Raw genomic sequence first — 13,618 nt, 5'->3', positions numbered from 1 at the left:
GGAACACTGCGTTCAGACACAGGACGACACCAATCTATCAACAATAGTTCCCAAAGAATTATTGGCGGCAGTGGCAAAGGTGTCCGAATAACACCAATGAGGGTAATAATGATGAAGCGCAACATTCTTGCAGTGGTTATCCCGGCTCTGTTGGCTGCTGGTGCAGCAAACGCAGCTGAAATCTACAACAAAGACGGCAACAAGCTGGATCTGTACGGCAAAGTTGACGGTCTGCACTACTTCTCCAAAGACAAAGGTAATGACGGCGATCAGACCTATGTTCGTTTTGGCTTCAAAGGTGAAACCCAAATTACTGACCAACTGACCGGTTACGGCCAGTGGGAATACAACGTTCAGTCCAACCACTCCGAGTCTCAGGGCACCGAAGGCACCAAAACCCGTCTGGGCTTCGCCGGTCTGAAATTCGCTGACTACGGCTCCTTCGACTACGGCCGTAACTACGGCGTACTGTACGACGTGGAAGGCTGGACCGATATGCTGCCAGAGTTCGGTGGCGATACCTACACCTACACCGACAACTTCATGACCGGCCGTACCAACGGCGTTGCGACCTATCGTAACAACAACTTCTTCGGTCTGGTTGACGGTCTGAACTTCGCTCTGCAATACCAGGGCAAGAACCAGAACGACGGTCGTGACGTTAAGAAACAGAACGGCGACGGCTGGGGTATCTCCTCTACTTATGACATCGGCGAAGGCGTAAGCTTCGGCGCTGCATACGCTTCTTCCAACCGTACCGACGATCAGAAACTGCGTTCCAACGAGCGTGGCGACAAGGCTGACGCATGGACCGTGGGCGCGAAATACGACGCCAACAACGTTTACCTGGCGGCCATGTACGCAGAAACTCGTAACATGACTCCATTCGGCGGCGGTGACTTCACTAACACCTGTGCTGCTTCTGAAAAATGCGGCGGTTTCGCCAGCAAAACTCAGAACTTCGAAGTGACTGCTCAGTACCAGTTCGACTTCGGTCTGCGTCCAGAAGTGTCTTACCTGCAGTCTAAAGGTAAAAACCTGAACGTCCCAGGCGCAGGTTCTGACCAGGATCTGGTTAAATATGTTTCTGTTGGTACCACTTACTACTTCAACAAAAACATGTCCACCTACGTTGATTACAAAATCAACCTGCTGGATGACAACGCGTTCACCAAAGCAACCGGCACCGCTACTGACGATATCGTAGCTGTTGGTCTGGTGTACCAGTTCTAAGTTGTCTCGCTTAACGGCGGTTTACCGTCAGCTAAGTTAAAAAACAGGGCTTCGGCCCTGTTTTTGTTTGTGTCAGCCGGTAACTTTTTATCCTGCCAATTTCTCCTTCCCCATCATTTTTTCTGCCTAATACTCCCCCTTCGCAAGATCGCGGTGTTTTTGTCGCAAACGGTTGGCAAAGCCGGTAACTGGCGTTACCCTGATGCTTCTGTCTGCTTAACTCCGAGATTTGGAAGCACCTGACATGTTTGAAAAAATCACCGCCGCACCCGCCGACCCGATCCTGGGCCTGACCGACATTTTCCGCGCCGACGCCCGCCCGAATAAAATCAATTTAGGGATTGGCGTTTATAAAGACGAAACCGGTAAAACCCCGGTGCTGACCAGCGTAAAAAAAGCTGAACAGTATCTGCTGGAAAATGAGACCACTAAAAACTATCTCGGCATTGAGGGCATCCCGGCGTTCGCCAGCTGCACGCAAGAGCTGCTGTTCGGTAAAGAGAGCCCGATCGTCGCCGATCGTCGCGCGCGCACCGCACAGACGCCAGGCGGCACCGGCGGCCTGCGCGTGGCGGCAGACTTTATCGCTAACCAGACCAGCGCCAAACGCATCTGGATCAGCAACCCAAGCTGGCCGAACCACAAAAACGTCTTTAGCGCCGTGGGCCTGGAAGTGCTGGAATACGCCTATTACGACGCCGCCAACCACGCGCTGGACTTTGACGGCCTGCTGAACAGCCTGAAACAGGCGCAGGCCGGTGATGTGGTGCTGTTCCACGGCTGCTGCCATAACCCGACCGGTATCGATCCGACGGCGGAGCAGTGGGCTCAGTTGGCTGAGCTTTCCGTCGTCAACGGCTGGCTGCCGCTGTTCGACTTCGCTTATCAGGGCTTCGCCAACGGGCTGGAAGAAGACGCGCAAGGTCTGCGTATTTTCGCCGCCAAACATAAAGAGTTGATCGTCGCCAGCTCCTACTCGAAAAACTTCGGTCTGTACAATGAGCGCGTCGGCGCTTGCACCATTGTTGCCGCCGATGCCGAGACCGCCGATCGCGCCTTTAGCCAGGTGAAAGCGGCTATCCGCGCCAACTACTCCAACCCGCCGTCACACGGCGCGGCCGTTGTCGCCACCATTCTGGGCAATGACGCGCTGCGTGCGATGTGGGAGCAGGAGCTGACCGATATGCGTCAGCGCATTCACCGCATGCGTCAGCTGTTCGTGAACACTCTGCAGGAGAAAGGCGCACAGCAGGACTTCAGCTTCATCATCCAGCAGAACGGCATGTTCTCGTTCAGCGGCCTGACCAAAGAACAGGTGCTGCGTCTGCGCGAAGAGTTTGGCGTCTACGCCGTGAACTCGGGCCGGGTTAACGTTGCCGGCATGACGCCGGACAACATGGCGTCGCTGTGCGAAGCCATCGTCGCCGTGCTCTAAGCGCGTCGGCGCAGGCCATCAGGACATAAAAAAGGGGCGCTCTAAGCGCCCCTTGATTATTTCTGCCGGGAAATAATCGTTACCACACCGCCGGCTCTTCACGCAGGAACGGGTTGGTCTGGCGTTCGTGGCCGAAGGTCGACATCGGGCCGTGGCCGGGAATAAAGCGCATGTCGTCACCCAGCGGCAGCAGCTTGGTGCGAATAGAGGCGATCAGCGCCTGATGGTCACCGCGCGGGAAGTCGCTGCGCCCCACGCCGCCGTTAAACAGCACGTCCCCCACCAGCGCCAAACGCGCCTGTTCATTAATAAAGACGATGTGGCCCGGCGTATGCCCTGGGCAATGCAGCACCTTGAGCGTCATCTCGCCCACCCGCATCTCATCGCCTTCCGACAGCCAGCGAGTCGGCGTCAGCGGCGCACACTCTTCCAGCCCGAACATCCGGCTCTGCGCCGGCAAACCGTCCAGCCAAAAAGCGTCCTCTTTATCCGGGCCGTAAATCGGCACCTGATAATGATCCGCCAGCTCCGCCGCCGCGCCGACGTGATCCAAATGGCCGTGCGTCAGCAAAATCTGCGTAATTGTCACGCCCTGCTGCGCCACTTCCGCTTTAATTTTTTCCGCTTCGCCGCCGGGATCGACCAACGCCGCCTGTTGCGTGTTTTCACACCAGATCAGACTGCAGTTCTGGCTGAAGGCGGTAACGGGAATAAGATGGTATTTCATAAGGCTCCAACGACAATAACGCCGCCTCCGCAAGGAGCGGCGTTATTCACTGAGGGCACAGCGGTTACCAGTTCCGAACCGGGCCGGTATCGATGTGCACGAAGTTGCTACGTGGGTAATATCCTACACCACCGGCGCGCATTTTTAACGCCGCTTTACGGATATTACTCAATTGGATACCTTCGATATGGAAATCCATCGCCTGGCCCTTGGTGTGGTAGCTGTGCTTGGCCACGCCGCGGCTGTGAGCGCGCAGTTCATTGTTGGTATCTACGGAACGGTAACCGGAGATCAGCTGCACCGGCTTGCTGGTACCCAGCAGCCCCTGCAGGCGGTAGAGGTGATCAAACAAGCTGGGATCGATCGATTTGACCTTGTTGGCGCGATAATCGCGGAACAGATGATTTAGCCGAACCAACTCTTCTTTATTGTAACCTTTGCCGTCAAAGAACTCGGCTTTAATAGATTCACCGGTATTCAGGTTATTCAGCACTAAAATACGCGGTCGAGCGGTGGAAAGACTGGCAAACGCCTGCCCTGGGAGCAGCGCTATGCCCATAGCAGCGCCACCTAGCGCCAGCCATTTACGGCGGTGATGATCAATTTTGTCCATGACTCTGTTAAACCCGGCAAGAATGTCAAAATAAATGCACAAAGCAGCGCACTGTCCGAACCATAACCGCCTGCGTATGCTGAGTCAACCCGCGATACGCCTAGGTTTACAGGCCCCCGCCTGTGGGGGCCTGCGGTATAGCCAAACATTCTGACCGTTATTTATTTATAATTACTGCATTTACTGCATTAATTTTTTGGCCTGAGCCAAAATTTGTGCGCCCGATCGCACCGTATTATCATAATTGTAAATATCTGTGCGGAATTGCGGTTGGCCGTCATCCGAAACCCAGGCGGTCAGATAATACAGTTTTACGGGAATACGCTGGCGAATATTCACATAAGTGGTATTCCCCTCTTTCAGCGTGGAAGAAACGCGGCTGTTGTTCCAGCCGGCATCCTGCAGCAGCATATTCGCCAAATCGGACGCTTTGTTCACCCGCACGCAGCCGGAGCTGAGCGCGCGAATGTCTTTCTGGAACAGGCTGTGGTTCGGGGTATCGTGCAGGTAGATAGCGTCTGAACTCGGCATGTTGAACTTGAAGCGCCCCAGTGAGTTGGTGGCGCCCGGTGCCTGGCGCACGCGATAGGGGAAATTGCGTGCAGAGACCATGCTCCAGTCGATCATCGCCGGATTGATCACTTCCGCGTCGTTGCTCCAGCCCGACAGCACGGTATAGCCGTGTTTCTGGAAATAATTACCGTCGCGCATCGCCTTCGGCACAATATCCTCGCGCACCAGAGTGGTCGGCACGTTCCACGGCGGGTTGACCACCACGTTGTTCAAGGCGCTGCTCATCAGCGGCGTCTTGCGGCTTGGGCGCCCGACGATAACGCGGGAAGAGAGCACCTCGTTGCCGTTCTGGTAGTAGGTCAGCGAATAGTTGGGAATATTCACCATAATGCCGGTGCTGACATGCCCCGGTAAAATTCGCAGGCGCTGGATATTCAGCGCCAGCAGCGCGGCGCGAGTCTTTGGCGACACGTTGAGCCACTCGCGGGTGCGCACGCCAATCACGCCGTCCGCCGTCAGCCCCTGCCATTTTTGGAAGCGCTTGACGCCCTCCACCAGCTCGTTGGTGTAGAGGTTGTCGCTCACCACGCTGCCGACCTGCGGCGGTGTCTGCTCCGCCGTCAGTTCCGTCACCGGCGCCGCCGATGGGCTGACCGTCACGCGGCTTTTTTCTTCGTCTACCGTCAGCCCGCCGTCGTCCGGCTCATTGCTCTTCGCCGAAACCACCGCCGGCTCCGGCTCCGCTTCAGGCGCCGAGGCGGCCAGCATGCCGGTGCGGGTCAGGATTTCCCGCAGCGCCGGAATATCATTGCTCATTTGCCCAGGGCGCAGGCTCGGGCCGCTGCCCACCTGCGGCCAGGGACGATTATCCGCCAGCATGTCGCGCAGCGCCTGATGCATTTTGGCGTATTGCGGATGCTGCGGCGCGAGCGAGTTCACGTAGCTCAGGGTGCGCGCCTGGCGCACCGCCAGCTGCCATTGGTTGATCACCGCATTAGGCGGCAAACCAAGCTTGTAGGGAATATTGCTGTACAGCCAGTTGTTGCCGTTGGCGCCGATAGCGGACACGAACTGCAGGTAGCCCAGCATCGCATCGGACAGCACCACATCGCGGCCTACGTCATTGAGCGCCGGATTGGTCAACATTTTCACCCATTGGGTGAACTGCGGCTGCACGCCGGACATCGCCAGCTCTGCCAGTTGCTGTTGAAACTGCTGAACGGCCTCGCGATCCTGCCACATCGGCTGCATATGATTCGCCGCATACAGCGGTGCCAGCGTGGAAAGGTAATGCAGTTCCATGCCGCGCGGCAGCGCGGCCAACAGTTCAGAACGGCTCTGCGCAACGGACATGCCTGCTGATGCCACCGGTAACGCCGTCACGGTGGCCGATGCGGAAAACGACGACACAAGACTACAGGCGATAGCGCCACTCAGCGCCAAACGTCGTAGAGAGTTTCCCTTTTTAAGCACCATCCCTTGCCCCCTGTATGCTCACAAAAAAAACGTCAAAAACTGCATATAGTTTCAGTATACAAACAGAAAGGCCGTTTCGCCCTGCGGGCGTCGAATAACTGTTTATGTGATTAAACTAACCGCTTTTCAACGGATAAAAAAGCAGGACTATCATCCACGCGCACAAAAAAATAGCCACCCTGCGGCGGCTATTTTCAGATTTTTAGGGCGTTTTTTTGCGTTACGGCGTTTCGACCGGCGCAGTGCCCAACGCCGGCGGCTCGCTGGCGAAACCGCGCAGCCCCACCACGTGTACATGCTCGTGGTTCTGGAACACCTTACGCACCAGTTTATAGGTGGTGCCCTTCTCCGGACTGATGTTTTCCGGCGCCGCGATGATAAGCTGCATCTCCAGACGGTCGCACAGTTCGAACAGCGTGGCGATCGATTTGGCATCCAGACGCGCCGCTTCATCGAGGAACAGCAGGCGGCACGGCGAGATGTCTTTACCGCGCAGACGACGGGATTCTTCTTCCCAGCTCTGCACCACCATCACCAGGATTGACATCCCGGTACCGATGGCTTCACCGGTAGACAGCGCGCCACTTTCCGCACGCAGCCAGCCGTCGGAACCGCGATATACCTCCACCTCCATCTCCAGGTAGTTGCGGTAATCGAGCAACTCCTCGCCGATGGTCTGCGGCGTGCGCTGCCCCATGTCGATCTGCGGATTCAGGCGCTGGTACAGCTTGGCCAACGCTTCGGAGAAGGTCAGGCGGTTGCTGTTGAACAGATCCTGATGCTGTTCCTGCTGTTCGGAGAGCACGTCCAACAGGGTGGCGTGTGCTTCTCGCACGTTGACGTTCAGGCGCACGCTCTTCACCTGGCCGAAGGCAACGGCCTGCAGCCCCTGGTTCAGCATGCGAATGCGGTTCTGTTCGCGCTGAATGGTTTTGCGGATGATGTTGGCCACGCTTTTCGAACTGATCGCCAGCTTCTGCTCGCGCGCGGTCAGCTCTTCGGTCAGACGGCCCAGCTCGATCTCCATCTGCTCGATGGCCTCGACCGGATCGTCGGTACGGATGATATCCTGACGGATACGCTCGCGCAGGTGCTGGTAGACCGCGATATAGAACTGAATTTTACGCTCCGGGCGCTTCGGATCTTCCGACAGGCGCAGCACGTCGCGCAGGTGTTCGTTGTCCGCTACCGCCAGACGCAGCGCACCGAGCGCCTTATCCGACATCGAACGCAGTTCGTCGCCATCCATATACGCCAACTCGCGGCGATGCAGGCGGCGCTCCACGCCGTTGTCTTTCACCAGGCGCATCACCGCGCACCATCCCGCCTTGGCGGTCACCACCTGCTCGCGCAGCTGATGATAGTCGCGTTCCAGCTTGCGCAGTTTTTTCTGCAGGCCATCCATTTCGGCTTCGCAGAAGGTTAGCTGTTTCTCCAGCTGATTGCGACGAGCGCGGTTGTTGCTCAGCGCCGCATGCAGTTCGTCGCGACGCTGGCGCGCGCGCGCTTCGGCGTTGGCGTCGGCCTGCACGCCGATGTCCACCAGTTCCTGGCTCAGCTCTTTCAGCATGTCGCGCTTGGCTTCATACGAGCTTTTCAGCGAGGCCAGCACCTGGCTGTACTGAGTGAACTGGGTTTGATACTGACGCAGCTGCTCGCGGGCGCGGGCGCGTTCGGCTTCCGCCTGCTCCAGACGCTGACGCAGCTTGTCGTTGAGATCGTTGTTGGCATTCTGCATACCGGCGGAGTCGGTATAGCTGAAGTGCGCACGACGCTGCACCACTTCAGTCAACGCGAACGCCTGCTGTTTAGCCTGACGCTGCACGCTTTGCGCCTGCGCGTAGTCCTGTTGCAGCTGTTCATGCTGCTGCGGATCGCTTTGCAGCACCGACAGTAGCGGCTCCAGCTTGGTCAGCGATACGCCATGCTGTTGAATATGACGCGCGGCGTCCTGTGCTTCTTCCAGCTCTTCGCGGATTTCGTCGACGCGATCCTGCAGCGTTTCGTCGTTCAGCAACGATACCAGCGGCATCAGGCGGTTGAGCGCGGAAATGCCCTCTTTGGCCTGATCGTACTGCTGACGCTGCTGCTGGTTCTGCGCTTCGTGGTTGTTCAGCGCGCGCTCGATCTCACCGCGACGGCCGTTCAGGCCGCGGATCTCCGCTTCCGGGTCGGCGTCGAACGCCACCGCCAGATGGGTACCGATAAAGCGGCTGAAAGCCTGGTGCGAACGCTGGGTTTTCTGCACGTCGAACGACAGCGTGGCGTAGCGTTCCGCCAGCGTTTCACGCTCGGCATGCAGCACTTCCAGGCGGTTTTCGCGCGCCGCACGGCCGAACAGCGGCACTTCCGGATAGCGGGAATAACGCCACTGGCGATCGGCGATTTTCACCACCACCGCTTTGTCCTGCTCTTCGACGGCGAACACGCTGTCATCGAACGACTGCGGATCCCCTTCGATCAGGTAGAGATCTTCCGGGCAATCTTCCAGCCCTTCCAGCATCTCGCGCACCAACGACAGATCCGGCACCACGATGGCGTGGCGCGAAGGGCCGTACAGCGCCGAGAAGTAAGGCGCGTCGTCGATGGTAACGTCATCGTAAATTTCCGACAGCAGCACGCCGCCGAAACGCTCGGCCAACGTGACCAGGCGCTGATCTTCCGCGCCGCCCGGCTGGCTGAGACGTTCGATCTGCGCTTCCACTTCACGCTTGCGGGCCGCCACTTCGTCGCGCTCGACGGTGGTTTCGCGCTCGCGCTCCAGCAGCTGCTGCATGTATTCGGTCACCTGCTGGCTGTTTTCCAGCGGCTCTCCGCTCTGATCGCTGAGCTGGCCCAGGGCGTCCTGCGCCGCCAGCCACACCGGGGCGCGCGCCGTCAGCTCACGGATGCGCTGCTGGATCTGCTCCAGCTCCTGGCGCATCTCCATGCGGCGTTCGCCGGCTTCGCTGACGTTCTGCGACAGCGCTTCCAGGCGCTCTTCCAGCTCCTGCTGCAGCATGTCGAGATCGTCAGGCTGGTATTCTTGGCCATGGCGCTTGCAAAACTCTTGCAGCAGGCGCTCGGCGTCCAGCTGCGAGCGCAGGCGCTGTTCCAGTTCGCTCAGGCGCAGACGCAGCGGCTGAACGCGCTCGGCGAGGTGTTGCTGCGAAGGCCAGTCGCGCAGCAATTCGCGCGCGCACTGCCAGGCTTCACTGCGGCTGACCTGGCCGGCGATTTTACCCACCAGCTGATAGGCCTGTTCGAACTGACCGTGCGCGGCGTCGGCCACGCTCAACTTCTGTTCCAGCATCAGCAGCGCTTCGGTCGCTTCCTGCTCGCGGGCCTGGAAAGTGTCCAGCCACTGCTCGGCGTTGTCGGCGCTCAGATCCGGCAGTTGGCACAGCGCGCGCGCGCGCTCCAACGCCTGCAGAGCCTGCTGATACTGAATGGCGCGGGTCTGCTGCACGTCGAGCGCCTGCTGGTAGTCGGCCAGCTGGCTCTTCAGCTCATCCACTTCCAGCTCGGCCGCTTCGGCGCGCGCTTCGTTTTCGGCCTGCTGTTCGCTCGCCTCGGCCACCACTTCGTTCTGCTCTTCCAGACGGTAGGTCAGCTCTTCCAGATCGGCTTCATAGCGTTCGATCTTCTCCTGCTGACGCATCGCCGTCTGCACCAGATTCAGGTGGTCGCTGGCGGCCTGGTAATCGGTTTCCAAATCGGATTCGGCACCGCTCTGCTCGCTCAGCTCGCGCGCCATTTCCACATGGCGATACTGTTCGGCGGCCAGCTGCTTGCGGCTGCCCAACAGATCGCTGCGCAGCGCCAGTGCGCCGTCCAGATGGATGCGGCGTTCGTTGGCGTGGCGCATATAGTCCGCCGCCACATAAGAGGTGGCCTCGGAGATCAAATGTTTGAACAGGTCGCGATCCGACTGGGTGACGCGGATCGCCTCCAGCGTCATGCGGTTCTCACGCAACGCCGCTTCCATGTCCTGGAACGCCTTGCGCACGCCGCTGTTTTCCGGCAGCAAGTAATCGCGCAGCGAGCGGGTGATGGCGCTGGAGATACCGCCATACAGCGACGCTTCGATCAGTCGGTAGAACTTGCTGCGATCGGCGGACGAACGCAGGCGTTTCGGGATCACGCCCAGATCGAACATCAGCGAGTGGTAATCGGTGATGGAGTTGAACTGCTTGAACTGCACGCCCTCCATCTCTTCCACGCGCTCTTTCAATTCTTGCAGCGACAGCACGCGCGCCTGGCGTTCACCCACCGTCTGGGTCAGCAGCTCGGTCGGCTGTACTGCAGTCGGCAGGCCCTGGATGGTGAAAGGCTTGATATCGACCTTGCGATCGCGCCCCGCCACCTGCTGCAGACGCACGCCAACCACCACGCGCTGGTGGCGCGAGTTGACGACATCGAGGGTGGAGTAACACACGCCGGCGCGCAGCTTGCCGTGCAGGCCTTTGTCACGCGAACCGCTGGTGGCGCCCGCTTCGGTGGTGTTACGGAAGTGCAGCAACGTCAGATCGGGAATCAATGCGGTGACGAAAGCCGCCATGGTGGTGGATTTCCCCGCCCCGTTACCGCCGGACAGCGTGGTCACCAACTCATCGAGATCAAAGGTGCGGGCGAAGAAGCCGTTCCAGTTAACCAGCGTCAGCGAGCGAAATTTACCGCGTTCAATCATTCCTGTTCATCCTCTGCACCGTCAGGAGCGTTATCAACCTGCTGATCCTCAGCATCATTCTCATCGTTCAGCAACAGGCTGGTTTCAACCGGCATCGCCTCGCCGTCGCGAATCATGCGCAGCTGCGCTTCACGCGGATCGTCGCCGCTGCGCACGTCGGCGCCAAAGCGGAACACCGCCTCGGTAATGCGGAACTTGCTGCTGTCATTGCCCATGAAATAGACCATGCCGAGACGGCGCAGGCGGTTCAGCGAGGTGCGCACCTTTTCGTGCAGCTTCTGCCGATCGAGATCCGAACCGGTGGAACGCTGGTTGACGAACTTCAACAGTTTGTTCTCATCGGCCAGGCTCAGCAGCTCGTCGTACAGCTCCTGATGGCTGAAGATACCTTCATGCGCCAGGCGCTCGGGGCTGAGATACAGGTAGCACAAGATCTTGCCGACCATCATATCCAGCTCGGACAGCACCGAACGCGGGATCAGCGTGGTGGAGCGCGGGCGCAAATAGAAGAAGCCTTCCGGCGCCCGAATCAGCTCGACGCTGTAACGGTTGTAAAACTCTTCCAGCTCATCCTGGAAATCCATTAAAAAGGCGTGGTTGTCCAGCTCATCGATACCGATGTGACGACCCGCGCGCAGTTGGCTGTCCAGCGCCGGGAACAGCGAGTTGGACAGCGCCTTGGCCAGTTTGACTGGCATTACTTGTTCAATATTTGTCGATGACATGGGCCTGGACCTTGGCTCCGTAATCATTGATTGCCTGCCATTCCGCCGGCAACCCTGAGAAATCTGCTTCAGCCACACCGAGGCGCACTGCCTGGTCGACCACTAAACGTGCCACGTCGAAATGACGCGCACGCGGATATTGCGCCAGGTAATCGCGCATCACCGCTGCAAGGTTGAGCGGCATCTGCTGTTCCTGGTACACCTTCAGCGCTTCTTCGATCATCGCCGCCAGCTGTTCGCGAATTTCGCTGAACTCTTCGAACTCCAGATCCGGCGGCAGTTCCCCGGTCACTTCCTCGCTGCGCAGCGCCAGTTCTTCGTCGCGCATGTCCAGCAGACGATCGGCATTGGCATGGGTCAGCGCCCACGGGTGGTCGAAATAGGTTTGCACCGACTGGCGCAGGCGTTGGGCGAACACGCGGTTTTTATCCATATCGATAGCGGTACGGATAAATTTGTGCACGTGACGATCGTAGCCGATCCACAGGTCGATCGCCTGCTGGCCCCAGCTGATGATGCGATCCAGCTTGCTCTGCAGATCGAACACCAGCTTGTCGACGAAGCCCAGCTCCACGTTGCCGAGGGTTGCGTCCTGGATGCGCAGCAGGTTGGCCTGCAGCTTATCGCCCGCCGCATCCAGCGTATCCTGCAGCTCGCGCAGGGTGCCTGAGGTTTCCGACAACAGCATTTCACAGCTGGAGATCGCCGCCCGCCAGTCTTTGCTCAGCAGCGCCGCGATGTCGTTTTTCACACTCTGCTGCTGTTCATCCATCACGCGTTGCGTCATGTCGATGCTGTCGAAGATTTCCGCCACCGAATATTTCAACGGCGCGAACACGTTGCGGTGCCAATGGAAATCGTCGCCGCCTTCGTCGGCGGCGTCGGCGGCGCGCTTCAGTTCCTGCGCCACGATCGACAGCTGCATCGACAGGCGCAGCGTGGAGAATTCGCGTTGGCGAATATAGTAATCGGTAATGCCGATACCCAACGGCGTCAGGCGGTAAATCGCATTACCGTCTGCCAGTTCGCTGGTAAAGCGGTTCAACAGGCGCTGGCGCACCATGTCGTTGATCGCATTGTTGGCGCGCATCGCCACCGTTTCATGCGTCTGTTCAAAACCTTTGCTGACATGGCGAAATGCATCAACCAGCTCACCTTCGCTCATCTCGCCGTCCAGCCGTTCGCCATTCAGGGTGGCGATGGCGAGCAGAAATGCGAGACGCTCCGTAGGGAGCGAAATAGAGAAATCATTTTTCCGTGCCCAGGCGACCAGTTCGGGTACTGTCTGGGAAAATTCACTCATAGTTCGTCCTTCAGGTTTGGTTTATGCGCCATGACGTGAATATAGCGCCCCAAACTCACGTACGGCTCCTGCCGGCAATAGTGCTGTTCAAGCGCCAGTAACTCTTCAAATTTTTGTGTTTGCAGCTGTCTGCTCTGCAGATAGTCGTGGAACACCCGCACGCCGGTTTTGCCGCTGATGCGCATGCCCAGCTGTTCCAGCCAGCCGTAGACCAGTAGCGGATCGTGCGGATATTGCGGCGACAGCGAACGCTTGCGGCGCCGCCTGACCTCGGGATCCACCAGTTGGAAGTTACCCAACACCACGTTGCGCATCAAGAGGCCGTTGGCGTTGAAGAACATCAGCGACAGCGCGCCCCCCGGCGTCAGGCAGTCATACAACGCCTCCAGCGCCGCTTCGGGTTCGGCGATCCATTCAAGCACTGCATGAAACAATATCAGATCAACCGGCTGTTCCAAATGTTGAGCAATATCCTGCGCAGAACTTTGTACGAATTGCATGTTCTGGCTCACACCTTTCTGCTCCGCCAGCTGCGCAGCGCGCTGGATCATCTCACCAGAAAGATCGCACAACAACACCTGATGTCCTAATTCTGCCAGTTGGCAGGCCATATGGCCTTCACCGCCCCCGGCGTCGAGGATACGCAGCGGCCGCTGCGGCAACTGCGCCAGCAACCCGGTCAGATCCTGCCAAACCACCGCCTGGCGGATTTTTCCTTTGGTGGTGCCGTAAATATTACGCGCAAATTTTTCAGCAATATCGTCAAAATTGCGATCCTGCATGGACAACGGCTCCGCTGATCTCATTCTTGTCGGCGGCAAAGCGCACGCCCATTCAAACCTGCTATTTTGGCACAGACTGGCTTAGAATGTATCTTCTTGCGGCCTGTTTATGCCTGGATGCCGCTTTTTCACCCAAAAGGAT

9 protein-coding genes are annotated in these 13,618 nt (G+C 58.4%); 2 read left to right on the top strand and 7 right to left on the bottom strand.

Features of this window, described 5'->3' with window-relative positions; all coding sequences use genetic code 11:
• Positions 1-108: 108 nt before the first annotated feature.
• Entirely contained in the window at positions 109-1,233 is a 1,125-nt protein-coding gene (ompC, locus tag AAIE04_RS04460; RefSeq protein ID WP_060421783.1) for a porin OmpC, read from the top strand.
• A gap of 244 nt (positions 1,234-1,477) precedes the next feature.
• Positions 1,478-2,668, top strand: a complete 1,191-nt coding sequence (locus AAIE04_RS04455; protein WP_498576566.1) for an amino acid aminotransferase — start codon at positions 1,478-1,480, stop codon at positions 2,666-2,668.
• Between the two features lie 79 nt (positions 2,669-2,747).
• Here AAIE04_RS04455 and AAIE04_RS04450 read toward each other — a convergent pair whose 3' ends face one another.
• The 7 genes from AAIE04_RS04450 to cmoM form a co-directional block, all read right to left on the bottom strand.
• Positions 2,748-3,395: an MBL fold metallo-hydrolase gene (locus AAIE04_RS04450; protein WP_019454527.1), complete on the bottom strand. Its 648-nt coding sequence runs from the start codon at positions 3,393-3,395 to the stop codon at positions 2,748-2,750.
• Positions 3,396-3,459: 64 nt separating this feature from the next.
• Positions 3,460-4,008, bottom strand: a complete 549-nt coding sequence (gene mepK / locus AAIE04_RS04445; protein ID WP_025159674.1) for a peptidoglycan L,D-endopeptidase MepK — start codon at positions 4,006-4,008, stop codon at positions 3,460-3,462.
• Positions 4,009-4,188: 180 nt separating this feature from the next.
• Complete coding sequence (gene ldtD, locus AAIE04_RS04440) at positions 4,189-5,997, bottom strand: L,D-transpeptidase (RefSeq protein ID WP_025159675.1); 1,809 nt, start codon at positions 5,995-5,997, stop codon at positions 4,189-4,191.
• A gap of 220 nt (positions 5,998-6,217) precedes the next feature.
• Complete coding sequence (mukB, locus tag AAIE04_RS04435) at positions 6,218-10,666, bottom strand: chromosome partition protein MukB (RefSeq protein ID WP_498576565.1); 4,449 nt, start codon at positions 10,664-10,666, stop codon at positions 6,218-6,220.
• A complete protein-coding gene (gene mukE, locus AAIE04_RS04430) occupies positions 10,663-11,391 on the bottom strand; it encodes a chromosome partition protein MukE (protein ID WP_025159676.1) in 729 nt (242 codons plus the stop codon). Before mukE ends, mukB begins: the two co-directional genes overlap by 4 nt.
• Positions 11,372-12,694 (bottom strand): chromosome partition protein MukF, encoded by a 1,323-nt coding sequence (gene mukF / locus AAIE04_RS04425; protein WP_004928228.1) that lies wholly within the window; start codon positions 12,692-12,694, stop codon positions 11,372-11,374. The genes mukE and mukF overlap by 20 nt, the downstream gene beginning before the upstream one ends.
• On the bottom strand, positions 12,691-13,476 hold the full coding sequence (gene cmoM / locus AAIE04_RS04420) for a tRNA uridine 5-oxyacetic acid(34) methyltransferase CmoM (RefSeq protein ID WP_019454532.1): 786 nt from the start codon (positions 13,474-13,476) through the stop codon (positions 12,691-12,693). Before cmoM ends, mukF begins: the two co-directional genes overlap by 4 nt.
• Positions 13,477-13,618: the final 142 nt, after the last annotated feature.

The organism is Serratia sp. Ae19-1, assembly GCF_059801225.1.
Note: the sequence above shows the minus strand (reverse complement) of the source record. Positions and strands in the feature narration are given on the sequence as shown.

Bases quoted from the DNA above. Each gene is read 5' to 3' on its own strand.
- ompC (WP_060421783.1), top strand. From the start codon at position 109: ATGATGAAGCGCAACATTCTTGCAGTGGTTATCCCGGCTCTGTTGGCT.
- AAIE04_RS04455 (WP_498576566.1), top strand. From the start codon at position 1,478: ATGTTTGAAAAAATCACCGCCGCACCCGCCGACCCGATCCTGGGCCTG.
- AAIE04_RS04450 (WP_019454527.1), bottom strand. From the start codon at position 3,395: ATGAAATACCATCTTATTCCCGTTACCGCCTTCAGCCAGAACTGCAGT.
- mepK (WP_025159674.1), bottom strand. From the start codon at position 4,008: ATGGACAAAATTGATCATCACCGCCGTAAATGGCTGGCGCTAGGTGGC.
- ldtD (WP_025159675.1), bottom strand. From the start codon at position 5,997: ATGGTGCTTAAAAAGGGAAACTCTCTACGACGTTTGGCGCTGAGTGGC.
- mukB (WP_498576565.1), bottom strand. From the start codon at position 10,666: ATGATTGAACGCGGTAAATTTCGCTCGCTGACGCTGGTTAACTGGAAC.
- mukE (WP_025159676.1), bottom strand. From the start codon at position 11,391: ATGTCATCGACAAATATTGAACAAGTAATGCCAGTCAAACTGGCCAAG.
- mukF (WP_004928228.1), bottom strand. From the start codon at position 12,694: ATGAGTGAATTTTCCCAGACAGTACCCGAACTGGTCGCCTGGGCACGG.
- cmoM (WP_019454532.1), bottom strand. From the start codon at position 13,476: ATGCAGGATCGCAATTTTGACGATATTGCTGAAAAATTTGCGCGTAAT.